The organism is Pseudomonas sp. LBUM1671, assembly GCF_059695685.1.
Map to the genome: position 1 here is coordinate 3,793,028 of NZ_CP166782.1, position 23,003 is coordinate 3,816,030.

The window sequence follows — 23,003 nt, forward strand, 5'->3', positions numbered from 1 at the left end:
TTCCATGAACTCGGAAATCACCGCCAAGGAACTGGTTCGACCACTCAAACAACCCATGGACAGTAGGACGCGCCAGGCCAATGATGCAAGTGAGCTTTCACCAGAAACAGGCCTCTAATAAAAACAACGGAGGGTCGTGAACTGCCTATGAACATCCTCTACGATGAGCGCGTCGACGGCGTTCTGCCTGATGTCGACCGAGCGGCACTGCTCCAGGCATTGCGCACTCGCTTGCCAGACCTGGAAGTCCTGCATCAGCAGGAAGAACTCAAGCCATACGAATGCGACGGACTTTCCGCTTACCGCACCACGCCGATGCTGGTGGTGCTGCCGCGCCATCTCGACGAAGTCCAGGGCGTGCTTAAACTCTGCCATGAATTTCACGTCCCGGTGGTCGCTCGCGGCGCCGGCACCGGGTTGTCCGGCGGTGCGTTACCGCTGGAGAAAGGCGTGCTGCTGGTGATGGCGCGCTTCAATAACATCCTGCACATCGACCCCGCTGCCCGTACCGCACGGGTCCAGCCGGGTGTGCGCAACCTGGCAATTTCCCAGGCCGCCGCGCCGTTCGGCTTGTACTACGCGCCGGATCCCTCCTCGCAGATCGCCTGTTCCATCGGCGGCAACGTCGCCGAAAACGCCGGCGGCGTGCATTGCCTGAAATACGGCCTGACCGTGCACAACCTGCTCAAAGTCGACATCCTCACCGTCGATGGCGAACACCTGAGCCTGGGCTCCGAAGCGCTCGACTCCCCGGGTTTTGATCTGCTGGCGTTGTTCACCGGTTCCGAAGGCATGCTCGGGGTGATCACCGAAGTCACGGTCAAACTGCTGCCCAAACCGCAAACCGCCAAGGTGCTGCTGGCGGCGTTCGATTCCGTTGAAAAAGCCGGTCGCGCCGTGGGCGATATTATTGCCGCCGGCATCATTCCCGGTGGCCTGGAGATGATGGACAACCTGGCCATTCGCGCCGCCGAAGATTTTATCCACGCGGGGTATCCGGTCGACGCCGAAGCCATTCTGCTGTGCGAACTCGATGGCGTTGAAGCCGACGTTCACGATGACTGCGACCGCGTGCGCCAAGTGCTGGAACAGGCCGGTGCCACCGAAGTGCGCCAAGCTAAAGATGAGGCCGAACGCGTGCGCTTCTGGGCCGGGCGCAAAAATGCGTTCCCGGCGGTGGGTCGCCTCTCGCCGGATTATTACTGCATGGACGGGACGATTCCGCGCCGCGAACTGCCCGGTGTGCTGCAGGCGATTGCTGCGCTGTCGGCTGAATACGACCTGCGCGTGGCCAACGTTTTCCACGCCGGCGACGGCAACATGCACCCGCTGATTCTGTTCGATGCCAACCAGCCCGGCGAACTCGATCGCGCCGAAGCCCTGGGCGGAAAGATCCTCGAATTGTGCGTGAAAGTCGGCGGCAGCATCACCGGTGAACACGGGGTCGGCCGCGAGAAAATCAATCAGATGTGTGCGCAGTTCAACAGTGATGAGCTGACGCTGTTCCATGCCGTCAAAGCCGCGTTCGATCCGGGCGGTCTGCTCAATCCGGGCAAGAACATTCCAACCTTGCACCGCTGCGCCGAGTTCGGCGCGATGCATGTCCACATGGGTCAGTTGCCCTTCCCGGACCTGGAGCGTTTCTGATGCGCAGCGAACACGATATCGATGACAGCGCCAGCCTGCTGGAGCAGGTCAACCTGGCTCTGCAAAGCGCCATCCCGTTGCGCATCCAGGGCTCCAACAGCAAAGCGTTCCTGGGCAGGATCGCGGCGGGAGAAGTCCTCGACACGCGCAGCCACCGCGGCATCGTCAGCTACGACCCGACCGAACTGGTAATCACCGCACGCTGCGGCACGCCACTGTCTGAATTGGCCGTGGTGTTGGACGCGGCGCAGCAGATGCTGCCGTGCGAACCGCCCTCCTTCGGTGACGGCGCTACCGTGGGCGGAATGATTGCCAGCGGGTTGTCGGGACCGCGGCGTCCGTGGTCAGGATCGGTCCGGGACTTCGTCCTCGGGACACGGGTCATCACCGGCCACGGCAAGCATTTGCGCTTCGGCGGCGAGGTCATGAAAAACGTCGCCGGCTACGACCTGTCGCGCTTGATGGCGGGCAGTTATGGCTCCCTTGGCGTGATCACCGAAGTCTCGCTGAAGGTGCTGCCCAAACCTCGGCAAGCGTTAAGCATCAGTCTGGAAATGGACAGTGATCGCGCCTTGCTGCGCCTCGCCGAATGGGGCCAGCAACCGCTGCCGATCAGCGCTGCGTGTCACGACGGTCAGCGCCTGCACCTGCGGCTTGAAGGTGGCGAAGGCTCGGTGAAAGCGGCGCATGACCGCTTGGGTGGCGAGTTGCTGGAGGGTTCGTATTGGGCGGATCTCAACGAACATCGGTTGAGTTTCTTTGATGAAGACCAGCCGCTCTGGCGCTTGTCCGTCCCGCACAACACCCCACGGCTTTCCCTGCCCGGCCTGCAAATGATCGACTGGGGCGGCGCCCAGCGCTGGCTCAAATCAGACGCGCAAGCGACGTTCATTCGCAAAGTCGTCGATGAAGTCGGCGGGCATGTGACCTGTTACAGCCACGGTCTGATCGACAGCCCGTTCCAACCGCTGCCCGCAGCACTGATGCGCTACCACCGCAACTTGAAGGACCAACTCGATCCACGGGGCCTCTTCAACCCCGGTCGCCTGTACGCGGAGCTTTGACCCATGCAGACCACCTTGAGCGAACAGGCCCGCCAACTGCCCCGCGCCGAAGAAGCCGAAAGCATTCTGCGCACCTGCGTGCATTGCGGCTTCTGCAATGCCACCTGCCCGACCTATCAACTGCTCGGCGATGAACTGGACGGACCGCGCGGGCGCATCTACCTGATCAAGCAAGTGCTGGAAGGCAACGAGGTCACCCAGAAGACTCAACAACATCTGGATCGCTGCCTGTCATGCCGTAATTGCGAAACCACCTGCCCCTCGGGCGTCGACTATCACAACTTGCTCGACATCGGCCGCGCGGTGGTCGATGCAGCGGTACCGCGCTCACTCGACCAGCGCTTGCTGCGCGAAGGCCTGCGCGGCATCGTGCCCAATCCGGGGCTGTTCAAAGCATTGGTCAGCAGCGGCCAGATGTTCCGTGCGTTGCTGCCCAACACGCTGCGAGCCAAGTTGCCGCGCCATGTGTATCCGGCCAAACAACATCCGACCGCCCGCCACGCGCGGCAAGTGCTGATGCTTGAAGGCTGCGTGCAGCCGAGTCTGTCGCCGAACACCAACGCGGCCACCGCGCGTGTCCTGGATCGACTGGGGATCAGCGTTATGCCGGCTCGCGAGGCCGGGTGCTGCGGCGCGGTCGATTATCACCTGGACGCACAAGCGGCCGGCCTTGATCGCGCGCGCCGCAATATCGACGCGTGGTGGCCGAGCATTGAGCAAGGCGCCGAGGCAATTGTGCAAACCGCCAGCGGTTGCGGCGCCTTCATCAAGGACTACGGCCACCTGCTCAGCGCCGATCCGGCGTATGCCGAGAAGGCCAGGAAGGTCAGTGCGTTGGCCAGGGATCTGGTTGAAGTACTGCGCGACGAGCCGTTGGAAAAGCTCGGCATACACAGCGATCAGCGCCTGGCATTTCATTGCCCCTGTACCTTGCAGCACGCACAAAAGCTCGGCGGAGCGGTTGAAGCGCTGCTGACGAGGCTGGGTTTCAACCTGACGTTCGTTCCTGATGGTCATCTGTGTTGCGGCTCAGCGGGCACCTATTCGCTCACCCAACCGGAGCTGTCCCGGCAACTGCGCGACAACAAACTCAACGCACTGGAAAGCGGTCATCCCGAAGTCATTGTCACGGCCAACATCGGCTGTCAGTCGCACCTCGACGGAGCGGGCCGAACCCCGGTCCGGCACTGGATCGAGCTGGTCGAAGCCGCGTTGCCCCCATCGAGCCCCGGAGTATTCCCATGAAAAGCAAAGCCGTACTGAGCCAGACCGAAGTCAGCCGGATTCTCAGCGCCGCCCGCAGTGAAGCGCAGAACAATCAATGGGCCGTGACCATCGTGATTGTCGACGATGGAGGCCATCCTCTGGCCCTGGAACGCCTTGACGGTTGCGCGCCGATCGGCGCCTACATCGCCACCGAAAAGGCCCGCACTTCCGCCCTTGGCCGGCGTGAATCGAAGGGTTATGAAGAGATGGTCAACGGAGGACGGTCCGCGTTTTTGTCGGCGCCGTTGCTGACTTCCCTTGAAGGTGGCGTGCCTATTATTGTCGACGGTCAGGTGATTGGCGCAGTGGGTGTGTCTGGCGTGAAAGCCGAGCAGGATGCGCAAGTGGCCAAGGCCGGGGCGCAGTGCCTGAACTGAGAAAACCAGATCACACCGCAGAACCCTGTGGGAGCGGGCTTGCTCGCGAAGGCGGCAGCACAGTCAACATTGATGTCGACTGATACACCGCTTTCGCGAGCAAGCCCGCTCCCACAGGAGGTTACGCTTAACTGACCGATATCGAACTATTCGCTTCTCTATTTACGCGCCAACTTGTACCGCACGCACTCCTCATAAAAACTCTGCCGGACATCCGCCGGCTTGAATCGCGACTTGCTGTCGTAAGTCTGCTCGGTGATGCCCATCGCCATCATGCGCATCCACGCCTTGTTGAATTTGTACGCCTGAATCTTCTGCCGGGCGGCATACAGCGAGACCCCGGCCAGCTTCAGTTCCTGGGCCCTCGCTGCCGTTCCCGCTCCCCAGCTGCACATATACCGATCATTGGAGGCCAGTTCCTTGGCCTGGGCAGTGGCTGCAACGCTGGCCAGGGCAAACGAGATCATCGTGACAAATACACTTCGCAATTGCATTCCGCCTAACCACCTGAAAATGAAGTGATTTTGGCGACAACTTTGAAGCTTCGGGGCCAGCAAAATGCCTCTTTTGCCCGTTAACGGTGGATCGCTTCACACGGTTGCCTGGCTGCCTGAACCCTGTGACGCCGACAAACTGCTGGACTGCATCAAGACCACCCTCCTCCCGCTAATACCTTGGTATATCTTCCGCGCACTGAAGTATGACTTTGCTGAACCGATGTAGAAGTGCGCCCAGCAGACTCCGTCAATACCCTGCACTCACAGCGGACGACTGCCGTCCCGCCAACTTGAAAAACACCTTCAAGACTATTGACCACTCTTTTCAGGAACAAATCATGAAACAGCAAATTCTGGTTATCGGTGCGGGGTTCGGTGGTGTATGGAGTGCATTGAGCGCCGCACGTCTGCTGGACATGCACGACCGTAACGACGTGGACATCACCTTACTGGCGCCTCAGGCGGAATTGCGCATCCGTCCCCGCTTCTACGAACCCGACGTGCACAAGATGTTCGCCCCGCTGGACGCACTGTTCGACTCGGTCGGCGTACGTTTCGTCAAAGGCATGGCCGAGCGCATCGACGAGCAGGCAAAGACCGTCAGCTACCGCGATGAAGCGGGTCGCGAGGGAGCGTTGAGCTACGACCGTCTGGTGCTGGCGGCCGGCAGCCAGTTGGCCCGTCCGAAAGCAGTGCCAGGCCTTGCCGAGCACGCCTTCGACGTGGACCAGATCGAAGCCGCCGTGCGTTTGGAAAACCACATCAAATCCCTCAAGGACAAGCCGTACAACGTTGCCCGCAACACTGTGGTGGTCGCCGGTGGCGGCTTTACCGGGATCGAGACCGGCACCGAGATGCCGGCACGCCTGCGGGCTGTGCTGGGCGATGACCAGGACGTACGCGTGATCATCGTCGACCGCGCGCCGCAGATCGGTGCGACGTTGGGTGACGGCATTCGTCCGTCGCTCATCGAGGCCTCCGAACACCTGGGCGTCGAATGGATCGTCAACGCGAGTGTTGCTGCGGTGGACGCCAACGGCGTTACCCTCGCCGATGGCCGCCACATCGAGGCGCAAACGGTGATCTGGACCGTCGGTTTCCGCGCCAGTCCGCTGACCGAACATCTGACCAGCGATCGCGATCCGCAAGGACGCCTGCACGTCGATGAAAACCTGAAAGTGTTGGGCCAGAAGCATGTCTATGCCGCCGGCGACGTCGCCTATGCCGCCACCGACGACCTTGGCAATTTCGCCGCCATGTCGTGCCAGCATGCGATCGCCCTGGGCCGTCACGCCGGGAACAACGTTGCTGCGGATCTGCTGGGCGTCGCGCCAACCCCTTACCGTCAACCGAAATACGTGACCTGCCTCGACCTGGGTGCCTGGGGCGCGGTGTTCACCGAAGGCTGGGATCGCCAGCTCAAACTGGTCAAGGACGAAGCCAAGGAGCTCAAGACGCAGATCAACACCCAGTGGATCTACCCGCCAGCCGCTGATCGGGCCATTGCTTTGGCAGCGGCTGACCCGATGATTCCGGTGGCCTGAAGACCTGGCCTGAACCTGGCGCCCGCGACAACATCGCGGGCGTCTTCGTTTTTGCACCGTAAAGCCAGCTGCCGGACATGAATCGGCCATACACGGGCATTCATGGTTTAAGCTCCGTTTGAAGTGTTCTCCGGACAAAAACTTCATGCGCTTAAACCTGAAGGTTCGTATGCCCTCCTCGCTACCATTCCCGAATCAATCGCGCCGCCGCCCGTGCCTGCGATCGCTGCTGTTGCTGAGCCTCATCGTTCCTGGCATGGCCAGTGCCGAGTCAAAGCCGGAACACATGGTCTACCTGCGCACGATTGACCCCACCATCGAGCAAGACATCCGCTACGCCAGCGCCCACAACTTCACCGGACACCCACTCGACGGTTACGCCGCTGCCGAATGCCTGCTGTCGCTGGACACCGCCCAGGCCCTCGCCCGGGTGCAACAGGCACTTCAAAAGCAAGGCTACGGTTTGAAGGTGTTCGACTGCTATCGACCCAGCCGTGCGGTGGCCGATATGGGCCGCTTCGCGACTGAGCCGGGAGACCCGCGCAAGGCCGAGTTCTATCCACGCGTGGACAAGCAGGACTTCTGGAGACTGGGTTACGTGGCGCGGGTGTCGAATCACTCCAGAGGCTCAACCGTCGACCTGACGCTGACCGGCCCCAAGGCACCATCCGCCGACACCTGGACACCCTCGGCCGCACAAGTCGATTGCACCGCGCCGTATGCCCAACGCTGGCACGACGGCGCACTCGACATGGGCACCGGGTACGATTGCTTTGATGAGCGCGCGCATACCGCCAACCCGACCATCAATGCGACCGCAAAGGAAAACCGTCAGCGACTCAGCAGCGCCATGGAAAAAGAGGGATTTGCCGGGTACTCGAAAGAGTGGTGGCACTTCACGTTCGGTGGAGAGGGAGCGCCGAAGAACGTGATGGATTTTCCCATTACGCCGCTGAGTGCCAGCGAAGTGCTGGACACCAGCCGCCAACTGATTGTGGTCACCACAAAAAACTGGGATGACATTCAGGGCAATGCCCAGCGTTATGAGCGGGTTGGGGGAAGCTTTCGAAAAGTCGGTGACGGGTTTGCGGTGGTGGTCGGTAAGAACGGAATGGCCTGGGGCAAGGGTCTGGGCAACGTTGAGCCCGGTGAAGGACCGGTCAAACGTGAAGGAGACGGGAAAGCGCCTGCGGGGATATTCAAGCTTGGAACGGCGTTCGGCTACGACACGACGGGCAATACAAAACTGCCTTATCTCGCGCTGACATCAACCACTGAATGCGTGGATGACAGCAAATCCGCACGTTACAACGAACTGGTAGACGGCGCGGCGACAGCCAAGGACTGGAACAGCTCTGAGCGGATGCGCAAAGAGGATGGCTACCGCAAAGGCATCTTTATCGAGCACAACACGCCGGCGTCACCAGGTGGCGGTTCGTGCATTTTTTTCCATATCTGGCGCGGTCCTGACTCACCTACGTTGGGGTGTACTGCGATGGGTCAGGGGGATATTTCGCGGTTGTTCGAGTGGCTGGATCCTCGTGAGTCTCCGGTGTTGGTGCAGATGCCTGAGGGGCAGTATGAGCAATGGCGTGGACGCTGGAAGTTGCCGCAGCATTGATAGAACAGGTGAATCGAGTGCTGAGTAACCACGTCCCAGTCGAGTAAGCGCGGAGCCCCTGCATCTGCCGTTGTAGCGAGGAGGCTTGCCCCCGTTGGGCTGCGAAGCGGCCCCCTGTATTCCTCCAGGCGCACGCAGCTTGAAGGATTGACGACTGCTGCGTAGACGAACGCAGCCTCGCAAGCTCGGCAGCTGCTACAGATCAAGGGCGTTCGGGATTACATCACTTATGCCACACCACGCTTGGCCTGCTGCTCCAGATGCACTTGCAGCTGCGGATCAATCTTCAGTGCAGCCGCCAGCTCATCCAGATAGTTGCGCTCGGCATCCTGCTGATCGTCCACCAGCATCACACTGGCCAGGTACATCTCTGATGCCATGCCAGGATCCGTTGCCGACTGCGCCACATCGGCAGCATCCAGCGGCCGGGCAACTTCGTCATCCAGCCATTGCTGCAGCTGCGGGTCGTCGGTGTGGCGGCCAATTTCGGTGCTGATCATCTGCTTCTCGGATTCATCGATCCGGCCATCAGCCTTGGCCGCCGCAATCAACGCGCGCAGGATCGCATGGCTGTGGTCCTCGACTTCCGGGCCGGACAACAAGTCGACCGTGCGCGGTGCCTGTTGCGGCGCAGCCGCCTGACTGCGTTGCCACGCCTGATACGCCTGAAATGCCATCATTCCGAGGGACGCCAGGGCCGCATAGTTGGTGCCGCCACCCGAGCGGGTCCGGGTCGCGCCGCCCATGGGCGAAGCGCCTCCCAGCAGGCCACCGAGCAATCCACCCAGTCCGCCGCCACCCATGGCTGAACCGCCGCCACCGCCCAACAGGCCGCCCAGCAACCCGCCAAGCCCGCCGCCGATGCCGCCCTGAGCGGATGCGCCACCCTGTTGCGCCCCGGAGCCCTGGCCGGCCCGCAGGAGTTGTTCGAGCAAATCGCTGGTGTTCATGACGACGTCCTCATCGATGGGAGTGACCCGGTCTGGCAACAATAGTCCTCGCTACTGAATGCGCCACCACCGTTTGGCTGACATGACACAGACCCGACTGGCGAAGAAAACGAAATCATCCTCAGCCGAGTAAGAACCCTGTGGTGAGGGGATTTATCCCCGTTGGGTCGCGAAGCGGCCCCCAGCGTCCTTTCAAAGAGACTCAATTGTCCGGATTTACGACTGCTTCGCAGCCGAACGGGGATAAATCCCCTCACCACAAAGGCAGATGTGCCTGAAGCGCCGTGTTTAAGTGGAAAGCCTTGCGGATTAATCCGAAGTATTTCTTGCCGGCCCAGCTAAGATTCACTGACGGTGAACCTTATTCCCGGATTTCCGGTCGATACCTGCAACCGAACCGGTTTGCCGCCGCCCTTGATAACGAGGGTGATGACTGGCTTGCTTCACTTTCTGGAGAACGCCCCCGTGATATCCACCCTACACATCGCCAGGCTCAAAGCATGGGGCGCCCATGGTTTTACCGCCACCGGCGTGGTCACTGCCTTCCTCGCCACCCTCGCCCTGCTGGAGAACCAGGCCACCAACTGCCTGCTGTGGCTGGGCGTGGCCCTGATTGTCGACGGGCTGGACGGTGCCCTGGCACGCAAGGTCAATGTGCAGTCGGTGCTGCCGAGCTTCGATGGGTCGATCCTCGATCTGGTGATCGACTACCTGACGTATGTGTTCATCCCCGCATTATTCATCTATCGCTACATCCCGTTGCCGGACTACACGCTGCTGCTGACCGTGTCGCTGATTCTGGTGTCGTCGCTGTTTTGCTTCTGCAACGTCAACATGAAAAGCAAGGACAACTACTTCCAGGGCTTCCCCGCCGCGTGGAACGTCGTGGCCCTGTGCCTGTACATCATCGCCCCGTCGCCGTGGATTACCTTCCTGACCGTCATCGGCCTCGCCTTGCTGACCGTAACGCGGATGAAATTCCTGCACCCGTTCCGCGTGCGCAAGTTCATGCCGATCAACATCGCCGTGACCGCCATCTGGTTGCTGTGCAGCTTGTCGCTGGTGGTGAACCATCCGGTGGTCAACCCGATGGTGATGGGGCTTTGGCTGCTGATGTCGGCTTACTTTCTCGGCATCTGCATCTGGCGCACCGCCATGGAGTGGTTTGACGGATCGCGTCACAAGTAACGCGGTATGGCGATCCATATCGTAAGACTTGGCTCACCCCGCCTGCCTGATGAAGGGCTGCGGATCGGCACGGTACGCCGCCCACCTCGCGGGGTACCGAAGGCCGAGTTTGCCAGTCGGGATTTTTATGATGTGTGGCAGCCGCTGCTGTCGCCCAGCGCCGAACTGGTTGCAGAAGCCAAAGCCGCCGAGGATGAGAAAGCCTGGGAGGCCTTTCGGCGCAAGTTCAAGGCCGAAATGAACCACCCGGCGCCCAGTCAGTTGCTGGATCTGCTGGCCGCCCTCTCCCATCAAACCTCACTGGCGGTCGGGTGTTATTGCGAGGAAGAGGCGCATTGCCACCGTTCCGTATTGCGCGAGCTGCTTGAAGCGCGCGGCGCCCGGATTACATGATCATTCCCTGTAGGAGCGAGCCTGCTCGCGATGACTGCTTTCCAGCCGATGTAGGTGTCGACTGACACTCAGCCATCGCGAGCAGGCTCGCTCCCACAGGGGGAGTGGTGTTTTCAAAGGACTGAGGTAGCACATGAAACCGCAAATACGGCCCGCCACCCCAGCAGACGCACCCGCCATCAGCCAGGTCATCATCCAGTCGCTACGCCAGTCCAACGCCCAGGACTACTCCCCCGACATCATCGCGCAGGTGGAAAAGAGCTTTTCCATCGAATCCGTTCGCACGTTGTTGAGCCAACGACAGGTCTTCGTCGCAACGATCGAAAATCGTGTCGTGGCCACGGCCAGCCTTGATCGCGATGTGGTGCGCAGCGTATTTGTCGACCCCGCCCATCAAGGACGCGGCCTCGGAAGGCAATTGATGGCAACCATAGAGTGCATCGCCACCGAAGCGAAAATCGAGGTCTTGCGCGTCCCCTCCTCCATCACCGCAGAAGCCTTTTACTTCAAGCTGGGCTTTCGCAAGGTCCGCGATGAATTCCACGGTGCCGAGCGCACCCTAATAATGGAAAGGCGCCTCCCCGCCCTGCGACCGTCATAAACCCCAACCTGCGCCGGGCTGACGGACGGGATCTCGATCATGGTCAATACTTAAGGATTGAATGACTGCTGTCTCTTCGTTCATCCACGGGAGGTTCGCCATGTCTGGTCAATCACGCTTCATGCTGGTCGCCTCGCCACTGATGGAGCACAGCCCCGCCTTCGACAGGGCAGCGGCGCTGGCCAAGGCCGAAGACGCGGCGTTGCACATCGTGGCTTTCGATTACCTGGAAGGTTTGGCCACGGCGAGCCTGGTCAACGAAAAGGCCTTGGAACAGATTCGCCTGGGCTACGTCGATCGACACCGCCAATGGCTCGAAGAGCAGGCCCGCCCCTTGCGCAAGATCGGGGTCCACGTCACCACCGAGGTGGCATGGGTCGAAAAACCGCTGGAAGAAATCCTGATTCACCTCAAAGAGCAGCCGATGGACGTGCTGATCAAGGCCCTGGAGCACGAATCGCTGCTGTCGCGGCTGATGTTCACCCCGCTCGACGTGCATCTGCTGCGTGAATGCCCGGTGCCGCTGCATTTCGTCAGCCATGCCATTCACGCCCTGCCACGCCGGATCGTCGCGGCGGTCGATCCTTTCCATCGCGATGATCACTACAAAACCTTCAATGACCGGATCCTTCACGAAGCGGCGAAACTGGCGAGTGCCTGCAACGCCGAGCTGGATGTGGTGTACGCCTATGACCTGTCATCCATCAGCGCGGATGAGTTCGGCTTCGACAACGGTTCGGCATTTTTCAATTCGGGCAAGGCCAAGACCCTGTTCGACTACCAGGAAGACGCCTTCAACGAATTGGCCGAGCGCAACGGCATCGCGCCCGAGCAGCGGCACATGATCATGGGCAATCCGGCCAAGGTATTGACCCGTTATGCCGATGCCTATGACGTCGATGTGATTGTCATGGGCCGGGTCGGCCATCGCGGTCTGGGCCGGTTGATCGGCAGCACGGTGGAGCACCTGCTGTACAAAATGCCGTGCAGCGTGTGGGTGGTGTATACCGAGCGGGTGGATGAGTGAGCCCTTGAACACACCACATATCCCTGTGGGAGCTAGCCCGCTAGCGATGGCGGAGTGCCAGGCAACATCATTGTCGATTGACACTCCGCCATCGCTAGCAGGCTAGCTCCCACAGAGGTTGTGTGTGCTGCCGGGTCAGCGCCGGGTGATCACCACTTCGAGGTATTCACTCGGCACCACCAGCGATTTCTCTCCCGCCCTGTTCATCTTGTTGATCAGTCCGGCAAGGTCGCTTTCCAAGGCCTGGCCACTTTCGGGAGGCAGCGCCGCGAAGGCTTTGTGGACCGGGCCGTACCAGGTGCGGAAAGTGTCGATGAAGTGCGCCGCCGAGCGATAGCGGAAGTTGAAAGTACGGCGCGTCACCTGGACCTGGAAGTCGCGCTCATCGAAGTGCGTGTGCAACCAGGCTTCGGTTCCCCAGTTTGAAGGCGGTTGCGCGCCTGCTGGTGGCGGCAGATGCCGACCCAGGGTCTTGAACATCTGGCCGACGAAGCCTTCCGGCGTCCAGTTGGCCAAACCGATGCGGCCGCCGGGGCGACACACTCTGGCCAGTTCCGAAGCCGCTTTGGCCTGGTCCGGCGTAAACATCACACCGAAGGTCGAGAGCACGGCATCGAAGCTGGCGTCTTCGAACGGCAGCGCCTCGGCGTCGGCGACCTGAAAGGTCACCTCCAGGCGTTCGGCCCGGGCCCGGTCTTCGCCGCGCTCCAGCAGCGCCGCCACGTAGTCGGTCGAGGTGACGTTGCAGCCCCGGCGTGCAGCAGCGAGCGTCGCATTGCCGTTACCGGCGGCCACGTCCAGCACACGCTCGTCGCAGAGCAAGTCACAGGCTTCGGCCAGTTGCTCGCCAACAATCTGCAAGGTGGTGCCGATCACGGCATAGTCACCGCTGGCCCAAGAGGCCATCTGGCGGTTTTTCAGGGCAATGAGATCAAGGGGGGTACTCATTAATTCTGCTCCGTAAGGATTGGAACGCTGTCCCGGCTTATTCCGCCGTGGTCGGATCGATAATGTTGGTGACCTGGGAAATTCGGTTGGCCGGGAATCCGCTCTGCCTGGCGTGCTCCTGGATCAGCGCTTCGCTCGGCGAGATGTACACGCAGTACAACTTGTCGCCCGTGACATAACTCTGAAGCCACTGCACCTCTGGCAAATCGCGCAACGCCCGGCAGGACCTTTGCGAAGCCGCTTTCAAATCCCTTTCTGACAGTGTTCCAGCACCTGGAATCTCGCGTTCTATGACGAACTTCGGCATGGCAACCTCTCATTCTTGTTATTGATGACAGGGTCGGCAGTGGCCCTGTAGGCAAACTATCGCTCTGCGCCACGCTGGCGTCCTGCCCGATCGTCGGGCAACTCTGTCCGATCGTCCGGAGAATGCACGTTCGAAGGCGACACGCTCACAATCAGGAAGCCCCAGCCGCACGGAAAACCACCATGGACGCCCTGTCCCAAACCCTGCGCGTCGTCCGCCTGGTCGGTGCGATTTTCATCAACGCCAGGTTCACGGCGCCCTGGTGCTACCAGTCGCCCAGTGCCGACACCGCTGCCCCGTTTCTGGAGCCCGGCGCCGAGCGGGTGGTGATCTTTCACTTGATCACCGAAGGCGAATGCTACGTCGAGATGGGCAACGCTCCGCCGCTGCGGCTGACCGCTGGCGATGTGGTGGTATTCCCTCAGGGCGATGCCCATCGCATGAGTTCGCAACCCGGGCTGACGCCGGTCGCCGGCAAGCGCCTGGACGTGGTGCTGGCGCGCCGTCCACGACAATTGAGCTATGGCGGTGGAGGCGCGGTGACGCGTCTGGTGTGCGGTTATCTGGCGTGCGATACGCGGTTGGCGGGCATGTTGCTGACCGGGTTGCCGGCCGTGGTCCGGGTCAATGTGCGTGGCTCGAATGCGGGTATCTGGCTGGAATCTTCCGTCCGTTATGCACTGGCCGAAGCACGCTCACCCAGGCCCGGCGGCGAAGGTGTGCTGGCGAAACTGGCCGAGGTGCTGTTCATCGAAGTGCTGCGCCTGTACATGAACGAGCACGGTGAAGGCCGGACCGGATGGCTGGCGGGTGTGAGCGACCGGATTGTCGGTGCCGCCCTGAACGCATTGCACAAAAAACCCTGTCACGCCTGGACCCTGGATGAACTGGCGCGGACCGCCGGCACGTCCAGGTCGGTATTGGCGGAGCGCTTTGCGCAATTGGTGGGGAGTTCGCCGATGCAGTATTTGACGCAATGGCGGATGTTGCTCGCGGCCAACCTTTTACGCAGCAGTAACAGTTCGTTGATGCGGATTGCCGAAGAGGTGGGGTACCAGACCGACACGGCGTTCAGCCGGGCCTTTCGTCGAGAGTACGGAGCACCACCGGCAGCCTGGCGGCGCAATCAGGAGAAAAAACCAATGGCCCACGGCGCGCAGCCTGTGAGCCATTGATGTCGCGGGTTACGCGGAAGGTGCCTTGGCCTCTTCCAGCAGTTGCTGAATCATTTTCTCCTGGGTTTCGTAGGCGCCTTCACCGAAGTGGGTGTAACGCACCTGGCCCTTGGCGTCGATCAGGTAGTGAGCGGGCCAGTACTGGTTGTCGAAGGCGCGCCAGATCGCGTAGTTGTTGTCGATGGCCACCGGGTAGGTAATGCCGAGCTCTTTGACCTGATCCTTGACGTTGTCGATGATGCGCTCGTAACCGTATTCAGGGGTGTGGACGCCGACGACCACCAGGCCATCCTTCTCGTACTTCTTCGCCCAATCCTTCACGTACGGCAAGGTGCGCTGGCAGTTGATGCAGTCGTAGGTCCAGAAGTCCACCAACACCACTTTGCCTTTGAGCGAATCATTGCTCAACGCTGGCGAGTTCAGCCATTGCACGGCACCGGACAGTGACGGCATAGGGCCCTGGGCGTTGTCCATGGAGTCGGCCTTGACCTTGCTGACGAAGTAATCGACGACTTTCGGCACGGTTTCCATCACGCCTTTTTCGAGGCTGCTGACGCCTTCGGACGAGGTGCTGGCCAACAGTGTCCGGTCGGCACCGGTGGAAATCACCGCCACGGTGGCCAGCACGGCAACACCGGCACCACGACGCAGCCAACCGGTGACCGGAATCGAGGCTTTCAAGCGATTGACCAGGCCGCGACCGGCGAAGAGCAAGGTGCCCAGCGACAACGCGCTGCCCAGGCCGTACGCCAACAGCAACAGGCTGGTCTGGGCGTTGGCGCCTTGCAGCATGGCGCCGGTGAGAATTACGCCGAGGATCGGTCCGGCACACGGTGCCCAGAGCAGGCCGGTAGCGACGCCGATCATGACCGAACCCAGCGGACCGGACATTTTGCGGGTGTCGGGGTCGAGGCGATTGCCCAGCGCCACGAAGGGACGGGCCATCCAGTCACCGACACGGGCGGAAATCAGCGACAGGGCAAACAACCCCATCACGAAGAGCGCGACGTGGCGACCGGTGTTGTTGGCTTGCACCACCCATTCGCTGCTGACCACGGCCAGGCTCGAGATCAGGGCGAAGGTCAGGACCATGCCGCCAAGGGTGAGCAGGATCGAGGAACGTGTGCGTTTGACACCGGCGAACAGAAACGGCACGACCGGGAGGATGCAGGGGCTGAGGACGGTCAATATGCCGCCCAGGAAAGCGATGAGAAACATGGGATCACCTAAACATGTGAGGGGTGGCGATTCACACCAATCCCCTGTGGGAGCGGGCTTGCTCGCGAAGAGGCCAGTACATTCAAAATTAATGTCGACTGACACTCCGCTTTCGCGAGCAAGCCCGCTCCCACAGGGGATTGGCGGTGAGCTCAAAACAGTGTTCGGGCTTCAGGCCGTCTGGTTATCCAGCAAATGCCCTTGCGGCGTCCGGCTGGCGCCGTTCTCTGCAACCAGCTGACCCTGCGGCGTACGGCTTGCACCGTCCTCGGCCAGGAAGGCATGGCCGCCCTGCTCCGCCACCGGCGTCAGCTGGAAGCAGGTCGCGCTGCCGCAGCTTTTCTGTTCAACCGCGGCATTGGCATGGGCCGCCGCACCGGCTACGGAGAAAGCAACAGCGGTCAAATAGCGAGTGACGTTGTTCATGGTGTTCTTCCTGTTTCAAAGGGGATTGGCAATCGGTCAGCGAAGAACTCAGTTGTCCGCGTTGCAGCCGTCAGCAAACTTGCGGTAATCGAGCACCTGGGTGTGCTGCTGGGAATCCAGGTAGGTCAGCTGGGCATTCACAATCCCGCAGGAAGGCGCGGCGTCCTCTTTCAGCGACACTACTTTCTTGATGTCCAGGTGGGTGCCGTAGGTGTAGGTTTTGGCGCTGACATCGGTAGCTTCGGCGCGGGCCGACAAGGTGCAGATGTTCAGGGCGGCAAACAAACAAGCGGCGTAGATGGCTTTGGTGTTCATGGTGATTTCCTCAAGGCTTCAATGGGTAGATCGTTCAATTGAGAAGAGGCGGTGTGGGTTGCCTCGATGGAACCCATTAGAAGCTCGCGAGGTATCTCGTCTGTGTCGAAAACAGACCCGTGTAAATCGGTACGTATCAAAGCCGGCCCCTGATACAGAGCGATACAAAACCCCCGGAAAATCGTATTTTTGCGTTCGCGTGTATCCGCTGCCACGCCAGATACACTGCAATACAAAGGGCTGCGGGCGAGCAGGCAAAGGCTCGATAGACTGCGCAACATCCCCCATTGATAGAGGCTTGGCCCCATGGAACACGTCGATCACATTCTCATCGTGGACGATGACCGCGAGATCCGGGAACTGGTAGGCAACTACCTCAAGAAGAACGGCCTGCGCACCACGGTCGTCGCCGACGGACGTCAGATGCGCACCTTCCTTGAGTCCACGCCGGTGGACCTGATCGTGCTCGACATCATGATGCCGGGCGACGATGGCCTGATGCTCTGCCGCGAGTTGCGCGCCGGCAAACACAAGGCCACACCGGTGCTTATGCTCACCGCCCGCAACGACGAAACCGACCGCATCATCGGCCTGGAAATGGGCGCCGACGATTACCTGGTCAAGCCATTCGCCGCCCGTGAATTGCTCGCACGGATCAACGCCGTACTGCGCCGCACGCGGATGCTGCCGCCGAACCTGGTAGTCACTGAAAGCGGTCGCCTGCTGGCGTTCGGCCGCTGGCGCCTCGACACCTCGGCCCGGCACTTGCTGGATGAAGACGGCACCATGGTCGCGCTCAGCGGCGCGGAATATCGGTTGCTGCGAGTATTCCTCGATCACCCTCAACGGGTGCTCAATCGTGACCAACTGCTGAATCTGACCCAGGGCCGCGACGCCGATCTGTTTGATCGCTCCATCGACTTGCTGGTCAGCCGTTTGCGCCAGCGCTTGCTGGACGATGCCCGCGAACCGGCCTATATCAAAACCGTGCGCAGTGAGGGCTACGTGTTTTCGCTGCCGGTGGACGTGCTCGGTGCGCCGTCATGAACCTGTCGCTTCGTTGGCCACGCACCCTCGCCTCACGGTTGTCGCTGATCTTCCTGGTCTGCCTGATCCTGGCGCAGGCGCTGTCCTTCGGCGCGCAGTATTACGAGCGTTACGAAAGCGCGAAAAACACCATGCTCGGCAACCTCGAAACCGACGTCTCGACCTCCATTGCCATCCTCGACCGCTTGCCGGCCGAAGAACGCATGAGCTGGCTGCAACAACTGAACCGTCGCAATTACAGTTATCTGCTCAATGAAGGGTCGCCGGGCACCCGCATGGAAGACATGCCCATCGCGATGACCTCGATCAAAGACGCCATCGGCAAGGATTACCCGATGACTGTGACCGACATTCCCGGCCCGCAAAAGCACTTCCAGGTCCACCTTAAACTCGCGGACGGCAGCCCCGTCACCATCGATGTGCGTCCGGCAATGGTGGCGCTGTCGCCGTGGTTACCCATCGTGTTGTTGGGTCAGTTGGCGCTGATGATCGCCTGCACCTGGCTGGCCGTCAGAATCGCTATCCGCCCCCTCACCCGCCTTGCCGAGGCGGTGGACAACCTTGATCCCAACGCCCACGCGGTGCACCTGGATGAAAAAGGCCCGACCGAAGTTGCCCACGCCGCCATCGCCTTCAATTCGATGCAGGCGCGCATCGCCGCGTACCTGAAGGAGCGCATGCAACTGCTGGCGGCGATTTCTCACGACCTGCAAACCCCGATCACCCGCATGAAACTGCGCGCCGAATTCATGGACGACTGCATCGAGAAAGACAAATTGTGGAGTGACCTCGGCGAGATGGAGCACTTGGTGCGCGAAGGCGTGGCGTATGCCCGCAGCGTGCACGGCGCCACCGAAGAAAGCCGCCGCACCGACCTGGATTCGTTCCTCGACAGCCTGGTGTTTGACTACCAGGACGTGGGCAAGGACGTGCAGCTCAGTGGCAAATGTGGCGCGGTAATCGACATCCGGCCGCATGCCTTGCGGCGGGTGCTGGTCAACCTGACGGATAACGCACTGAAGTTCGCCGGGGCCGCTGAACTGAAGGTGGAAGCGAAAAAAGACAGCCTGTCGGTGAAGGTCATGGATCGCGGGCCGGGCATTGCCGAAGAGGAACTGGCCCACGTGATGGAACCGTTTTATCGGGTAGAGAATTCGCGCAACCGCAGCACCGGCGGCACCGGTCTGGGGCTGGCGATTGCACAGCAATTGGCGTTGGCGCTCGGGGGATCGTTGACGTTGAGCAATCGTGAAGGCGGCGGGTTGTGTGCGGAGTTGAAGCTGCCGGTACGACCAGGCAGTCAGTAAACAGACCCAAAGGCCAAGGAAAGCCTTTATATTGTCGGCACCGTCGCGTCACACGCGGCGGTGGCGCACCCGATAGCAACCGACACTTATATGGATATTGGCGAATGGATGACAACAGAAGGCCCATCAAGACGCGCTCTGCGGGCTGGGCGAAACACATCACCGACCTCCTGGTGAAAAGAAACATCTCCCCCAATCAGATCTCCGTCGCCAGCATCGCCTTTGCGCTCGCCGGGGCGGTGGCATTGAATATTGATAACGGGCTCATCGGCTCAATCCTCTGCGCTGTCGGCATTCAATTGCGCCTGCTGTGCAACCTCTTCGACGGGATGGTAGCGATCGAGGGCGGCAAGAAATCCGACATCGGCAGCCTCTACAACGAATTCCCCGACCGCATTGCCGACAGCCTGCTGATCGTCGCGCTGGGGTATGCCATCGGCTACGCCGATCTTGGCTGGTTCGCGGCGTTGGCCGCGGCACTGACGGCGTATGTCAGGGTGTTCGGCGGCTCGATTGGCCTGAAGCAAAGCTTCATCGGCCCCATGGCCAAGCAGCATCGCATGGCCGTGATGACCGTGGCCCTTCTGTTGAATGCCGTCGAAGCCAGCGTTTATGCCACTCACTACGTACTGTTGATCGCGCTGGTCGTCATCGCTGTCGGCTCAGCCGCGACCTGCGTCACGCGCACGCTGGCCATCTCGCGCCAGCTCAAGGGGAATGCTCATGTGGATCAGTAACGCGCTGATATCTGTTCTTCGCTTCCTGATCGGCGTCACCGCCCGCTGGGAAAGCCCGCCGGACCTGACACGCCAACGCATTTACTTCGCCAATCACTCCAGTCACATGGACACCCTGGCAATCATCGCCGCCCTGCCACCGGAAGCCCGGGTGAACGTGAAACCGGTCGCCGCCGCTGATTACTGGGGAAAGAACAAGTTTCTCTCGTACATTTCGCAGAAAGGCCTGAATGCGGTGCTGATCGAGCGCAATCCGGCGCCCGGCGTCAATGTGCTAGAGCCGATTTTTGATGTGGTGCGTGCCGGCCATTCGATCATCATCTTTCCGGAAGGCACGCGCGGCAGCGAGGCGTTGCCCGGTCCTTTCAAATCAGGCCTGTACCGTTTGGCCGAGACCTTCCCCGATGTGGACCTGGTGCCCATCTACCTGGAAAACCTGCATCGCTCCATGCCAAAAGGCAAACACGTCCCGCTGCCCATCATCTGCACGATCCGTATCGGCGACCCGCTGCAACGGATCAGTGGCGAGGAAAAACAGGTGTTTCTGGATCGGGCGCGTGAAGCGATTGTGAGGTTGGCGGAATGAATCTTGACCAAAAGTTCTTGTGGTTCTTCGGCGCCATTGCCTGTCTGTTGGCGATCGCTTCGATCATCGGCCGGATTCTGGCCAAGCGCGCTAAATCAGAAAGCTCGATGTCGACCATCGAAAACCTCAACCAGCGGGTGAATGCCTGGTGGGGCATGGTCATCATCTTCTTCGTGTCCTACCTGTTGGGCGGCAACGCAACGGTCATCCTGTTTGGTTTCATTTCATTGTTCGCGCTCCGGGAATTCATCACCCTGACGCCGACACGGCTTGGCGACCATAACGCGCTGTTTTCGGCGTTTTTCATTCTGATTCCGCTGCAATATGTGCTGATCGGCACCCACTGGTATTCGCTGTTCACCCTGTTGATTCCGGTGTACGCGTTCCTGCTGTTGCCGGCGATTGCGGTGCTGAGCCAGGACACCGACGCGTTCCTGGAACGGGCAGCCAAGATCCAGTGGGGGGTGATGATTTGCGTCTACTGCATCAGCCACGCGCCGGCCCTGTTGCTGCTGGACCTGGAAGGCTTCAAGGGGCAGAACGCGCTGCTGTTGTTCTACCTCGTGTTCGTCGTGCAGTTGAGTGATGTGTTGCAGTACGTATTCGGCAAGCTCTTCGGCAAGCACAAGGTTGCACCGCTGGTGAGTCCGTCGAAAACGGTGGAAGGCTTGGTCGGTGGCGGTCTGTCCGCGACGCTGATTGGCGGGTGCATGTTCTGGATGACCCCGTTCAATTTCTGGCAGTCGCTGCTGATGTCGCTGGTGATCGTGGTGATGGGTTTTCTGGGTGGGTTGGTTATGTCCGCCATTAAACGCAGCCTGAGCGCGAAGGATTGGGGGACCATGATCAAGGGGCATGGCGGCATGCTGGATCGGATGGATTCGATTTGCTTTGCGGCGCCGATCTTCTTTCACCTGACGCGGTACTTCTTCTCCGCCACATAAATATCCATTCACACCACTAAACCTGTGGGAGCGGGCTTGCTCGCGAAGGCGGTGTGTCAGTCGACAGTGATGTTGCCTGACACGACGCCTTCGCGAGCAAGCCCGCTCCCACAGGGTCAAGTGGTGTTTGGGGGGATTGCATTCGGTCAGGCAATTACGCCAACAACCCCTTCCCCGTGCATCTGCCGCAACAACGCCGCGCCACTCGCCATGAATTCCGGCGATCCAGCGGCCCCCGCCTCCACCGCCAACCCTTCCAGCTGCGCCTGCCCGTCCAGCTCGGGAAATTCCTCGATCCGCTGCAACAACCGCCACGCCAACGGGCTCAGCTCGGAAAATTTCACACTCCAGTCCTCAGCCCGACGCACCAACAATAAGGTGGGTTGAGGCCGTGCGACGTCCGGCTGATGATCCGGCCCCACTAACTGCACCGGCCACGCATAGGCCAATGGCCAGGCCAGCGGCGACACCTGCAACGGTCGTTCCAGGATCAAGGCCACATCACTCGGCGCCAACGGCTCCGCCTCGGACTGCTGCAATGCCATTTCAACCCACTCGTAATGCGCCAGTTCCACCATGAACGGCGGCCACTCGCGCTCACCTAACGCCTGCGGTCCGGAGGCCAGGAACTCGACAAACTCCTGGGCGATTTCGCCGAATTTCGGGGTGCGCGCGCGGTAGTCGCGCAGGAAGATTCGCACCAGCGAACGCCAGTGCTCATCACCGAGAATCTTGATCAGCACCGGAAAGGTCCCGCTGAGCAACAACGACAGGTTGGAAAAAATCAGGTCGCGGTAAACCTGTGCCCGCGCCACATCCATCCCGGCCGGCGGCGCGCAGTGATCGGGATCTCGCAGGTACTGGCCCAGCGTGGATTGCTGGTGATGCAACGAGTGTTTAACCACGGTTCACCCCCTCAGCCTGCAAACGGCGAATAGTCTGCAATTCAGCCACCAGTTCGGAGAACGCCGGGAAGTTGAAATCCCGCTCCAGCAGCGTCGGTTGTGCGCCAAACCGGGCGTAAGCCTGGGCCAGCAACGACCACACCACTGGTTTCACCGACGCGCCATGGGTGTCTATTTTCAACGTATCGGACTCATCGAAGTGCCCGGCCACGTGCATCGCCACCACCCGGCCCGAATCGATGCCGGCCAGAAAGTCCTGCGGATCGAACCCATGGTTGATCGAGTTGACGTAGACGTTGTTGACGTCCAGCAACAGGTCGCAATCGGCTTCACGCAGGACCGCGTTGGTGAAGGTCACTTCGTCCATGTCCTGCTGGGGTGCGGCATAGTAGGACACGTTTTCCACCGCCAGGCGCCGACCGAGAATGTCCTGGGCCTGGCGAATTCGAGCGGCAACGTGATGCACCGCTTCTTCGGTAAACGGCAACGGCAACAGGTCGTAAAGATGACCGTCATCGCTGCAATAACTCAGGTGCTCGCTGTACAGCGGCACGTTGTAGTGATCGAGGAACACCCGGACTTCCTGCAAAAACCCGACGTCCAGCGGCGCCGGTCCACCCAGCGACAGCGATAAGCCGTGGCAGGACAACGGAAAACGCTCGGCCAGGGCACGCAACGCATGACCGTGGGCACCGCCGATGCCGATCCAGTTTTCCGGGGCGACTTCCAGAAAATCGAAATCGCCGGTACGGGCGGCCTGGAGGTCTTTCATTAATCCGCGACGCAAGCCAAGCCCGACGGTCGCTTTCGCTGAGGTGATGGAGGTCTGCATGATGTCGATCTCGAAGGTTGCCAGTTCGGAATCACAGTTAACCCAAGCGGTGTATCGGGGCTGTGTTGCGCAGCGGCAGAA

25 protein-coding genes are annotated in these 23,003 nt (G+C 60.7%); 16 read left to right on the forward strand and 9 right to left on the reverse strand.

Annotation, left to right across the window (positions count from 1 at the left end; translation table 11 throughout):
* The first annotated feature begins 147 nt into the window (after positions 1-147).
* From glcD to ACA060_RS17425, 4 genes are read left to right on the forward strand one after another with little or no spacing between them, the layout of a single operon-like run.
* Positions 148-1,647: a glycolate oxidase subunit GlcD gene (gene glcD, locus ACA060_RS17410; protein WP_497312029.1), complete on the forward strand. Its 1,500-nt coding sequence runs from the start codon at positions 148-150 to the stop codon at positions 1,645-1,647.
* Positions 1,647-2,711, forward strand: coding sequence for a glycolate oxidase subunit GlcE (gene glcE, locus ACA060_RS17415; protein ID WP_497312031.1), 1,065 nt, complete (start codon positions 1,647-1,649; stop codon positions 2,709-2,711). The genes glcD and glcE overlap by 1 nt, the downstream gene beginning before the upstream one ends.
* A 3-nt stretch (positions 2,712-2,714) precedes the next feature.
* On the forward strand, positions 2,715-3,956 hold the full coding sequence (gene glcF, locus ACA060_RS17420) for a glycolate oxidase subunit GlcF (RefSeq protein WP_497312033.1): 1,242 nt from the start codon (positions 2,715-2,717) through the stop codon (positions 3,954-3,956).
* Positions 3,953-4,354 (forward strand): heme-binding protein, encoded by a 402-nt coding sequence (locus ACA060_RS17425; protein ID WP_109632761.1) that lies wholly within the window; start codon positions 3,953-3,955, stop codon positions 4,352-4,354. Before glcF ends, ACA060_RS17425 begins: the two co-directional genes overlap by 4 nt.
* Before the next feature lie 158 nt (positions 4,355-4,512).
* On the opposite strand, the gene ACA060_RS17430 is transcribed toward ACA060_RS17425, so the two are convergent.
* Entirely contained in the window at positions 4,513-4,821 is a 309-nt protein-coding gene (locus tag ACA060_RS17430; protein WP_371922084.1) for a hypothetical protein, read from the reverse strand.
* A 368-nt stretch (positions 4,822-5,189) separates the two neighbouring features.
* Here ACA060_RS17430 and ACA060_RS17435 point away from each other — a divergent pair, with 368 nt between their 5' ends.
* Together ACA060_RS17435 and ACA060_RS17440 are read left to right on the forward strand one after the other, a co-directional pair.
* A complete protein-coding gene (locus tag ACA060_RS17435; RefSeq protein WP_497312035.1) occupies positions 5,190-6,395 on the forward strand; it encodes an NAD(P)/FAD-dependent oxidoreductase in 1,206 nt (401 codons plus the stop codon).
* Between the two features lie 169 nt (positions 6,396-6,564).
* Positions 6,565-8,016, forward strand: a complete 1,452-nt coding sequence (locus ACA060_RS17440) for a M15 family metallopeptidase (RefSeq protein WP_497312037.1) — start codon at positions 6,565-6,567, stop codon at positions 8,014-8,016.
* A 227-nt stretch (positions 8,017-8,243) separates the two neighbouring features.
* On the opposite strand, the gene ACA060_RS17445 is transcribed toward ACA060_RS17440, so the two are convergent.
* Complete coding sequence (locus ACA060_RS17445; RefSeq protein ID WP_497312039.1) at positions 8,244-8,966, reverse strand: tellurite resistance TerB family protein; 723 nt, start codon at positions 8,964-8,966, stop codon at positions 8,244-8,246.
* Positions 8,967-9,431: 465 nt separating this feature from the next.
* Between ACA060_RS17445 and pcsA the strand changes: the two genes are divergently transcribed.
* The 4 genes from pcsA to ACA060_RS17465 all read left to right on the forward strand — a co-directional run bounded on the left by pcsA (position 9,432) and on the right by ACA060_RS17465 (position 12,175).
* Positions 9,432-10,154: a phosphatidylcholine synthase gene (gene pcsA, locus ACA060_RS17450; protein WP_109636136.1), complete on the forward strand. Its 723-nt coding sequence runs from the start codon at positions 9,432-9,434 to the stop codon at positions 10,152-10,154.
* A 6-nt stretch (positions 10,155-10,160) separates the two neighbouring features.
* Positions 10,161-10,547, forward strand: coding sequence for a DUF488 domain-containing protein (locus ACA060_RS17455; RefSeq protein WP_497312041.1), 387 nt, complete (start codon positions 10,161-10,163; stop codon positions 10,545-10,547).
* A gap of 133 nt (positions 10,548-10,680) precedes the next feature.
* Positions 10,681-11,148, forward strand: coding sequence for a GNAT family N-acetyltransferase (locus ACA060_RS17460; protein WP_497312043.1), 468 nt, complete (start codon positions 10,681-10,683; stop codon positions 11,146-11,148).
* A gap of 100 nt (positions 11,149-11,248) precedes the next feature.
* Positions 11,249-12,175 (forward strand): universal stress protein, encoded by a 927-nt coding sequence (locus ACA060_RS17465; RefSeq protein ID WP_497312045.1) that lies wholly within the window; start codon positions 11,249-11,251, stop codon positions 12,173-12,175.
* Positions 12,176-12,310: 135 nt separating this feature from the next.
* Here the strand turns inward: ACA060_RS17465 and ACA060_RS17470 are convergent, their stop codons facing one another.
* Together ACA060_RS17470 and ACA060_RS17475 are read right to left on the reverse strand one after the other, a co-directional pair.
* Complete coding sequence (locus tag ACA060_RS17470; protein ID WP_497312047.1) at positions 12,311-13,123, reverse strand: class I SAM-dependent methyltransferase; 813 nt, start codon at positions 13,121-13,123, stop codon at positions 12,311-12,313.
* Between the two features lie 37 nt (positions 13,124-13,160).
* Positions 13,161-13,430, reverse strand: a complete 270-nt coding sequence (locus ACA060_RS17475; RefSeq protein ID WP_497312049.1) for a DUF4242 domain-containing protein — start codon at positions 13,428-13,430, stop codon at positions 13,161-13,163.
* A 182-nt stretch (positions 13,431-13,612) separates the two neighbouring features.
* On the opposite strand from ACA060_RS17475, the gene ACA060_RS17480 reads away from it, so the two are divergent.
* Complete coding sequence (locus ACA060_RS17480; protein ID WP_109632775.1) at positions 13,613-14,605, forward strand: AraC family transcriptional regulator; 993 nt, start codon at positions 13,613-13,615, stop codon at positions 14,603-14,605.
* Positions 14,606-14,614: 9 nt separating this feature from the next.
* Here ACA060_RS17480 and ACA060_RS17485 read toward each other — a convergent pair whose 3' ends face one another.
* From ACA060_RS17485 to ACA060_RS17495, 3 genes are all read right to left on the reverse strand, one after another.
* The gene (locus tag ACA060_RS17485) at positions 14,615-15,823 is read right to left on the reverse strand and encodes a cytochrome c biogenesis protein DipZ (protein ID WP_497312052.1); all 1,209 of its coding nucleotides are present in this window, start codon (positions 15,821-15,823) and stop codon (positions 14,615-14,617) included.
* 171 nt (positions 15,824-15,994) lie between these two features.
* The gene (locus ACA060_RS17490) at positions 15,995-16,249 is read right to left on the reverse strand and encodes a hypothetical protein (RefSeq protein WP_497312054.1); all 255 of its coding nucleotides are present in this window, start codon (positions 16,247-16,249) and stop codon (positions 15,995-15,997) included.
* A 48-nt stretch (positions 16,250-16,297) separates the two neighbouring features.
* Positions 16,298-16,564, reverse strand: coding sequence for a DUF2790 domain-containing protein (locus ACA060_RS17495; protein WP_109632780.1), 267 nt, complete (start codon positions 16,562-16,564; stop codon positions 16,298-16,300).
* Between the two features lie 306 nt (positions 16,565-16,870).
* On the opposite strand from ACA060_RS17495, the gene ACA060_RS17500 reads away from it, so the two are divergent.
* The 5 genes from ACA060_RS17500 (at position 16,871) to ACA060_RS17520 (ending at position 21,185) form a co-directional block, all read left to right on the forward strand.
* On the forward strand, positions 16,871-17,611 hold the full coding sequence (locus ACA060_RS17500) for a response regulator (protein WP_109632782.1): 741 nt from the start codon (positions 16,871-16,873) through the stop codon (positions 17,609-17,611).
* On the forward strand, positions 17,608-18,918 hold the full coding sequence (locus tag ACA060_RS17505; protein WP_109632784.1) for an ATP-binding protein: 1,311 nt from the start codon (positions 17,608-17,610) through the stop codon (positions 18,916-18,918). Before ACA060_RS17500 ends, ACA060_RS17505 begins: the two co-directional genes overlap by 4 nt.
* Before the next feature lie 104 nt (positions 18,919-19,022).
* The gene (locus tag ACA060_RS17510) at positions 19,023-19,655 is read left to right on the forward strand and encodes a CDP-alcohol phosphatidyltransferase family protein (protein WP_497312056.1); all 633 of its coding nucleotides are present in this window, start codon (positions 19,023-19,025) and stop codon (positions 19,653-19,655) included.
* Positions 19,642-20,241, forward strand: a complete 600-nt coding sequence (locus tag ACA060_RS17515; RefSeq protein ID WP_497312058.1) for a lysophospholipid acyltransferase family protein — start codon at positions 19,642-19,644, stop codon at positions 20,239-20,241. Before ACA060_RS17510 ends, ACA060_RS17515 begins: the two co-directional genes overlap by 14 nt.
* On the forward strand, positions 20,238-21,185 hold the full coding sequence (locus tag ACA060_RS17520; protein ID WP_497312059.1) for a phosphatidate cytidylyltransferase: 948 nt from the start codon (positions 20,238-20,240) through the stop codon (positions 21,183-21,185). The genes ACA060_RS17515 and ACA060_RS17520 overlap by 4 nt, the downstream gene beginning before the upstream one ends.
* A gap of 146 nt (positions 21,186-21,331) precedes the next feature.
* Here the strand turns inward: ACA060_RS17520 and ACA060_RS17525 are convergent, their stop codons facing one another.
* Together ACA060_RS17525 and ACA060_RS17530 are read right to left on the reverse strand one after the other, a co-directional pair.
* Positions 21,332-22,090 (reverse strand): HvfC family RiPP maturation protein, encoded by a 759-nt coding sequence (locus ACA060_RS17525; protein ID WP_497312061.1) that lies wholly within the window; start codon positions 22,088-22,090, stop codon positions 21,332-21,334.
* Positions 22,083-22,922, reverse strand: a complete 840-nt coding sequence (locus ACA060_RS17530) for an HvfB family MNIO-type RiPP peptide maturase (protein WP_497312063.1) — start codon at positions 22,920-22,922, stop codon at positions 22,083-22,085. The genes ACA060_RS17525 and ACA060_RS17530 overlap by 8 nt, the downstream gene beginning before the upstream one ends.
* Positions 22,923-23,003 lie beyond the last annotated feature (81 nt).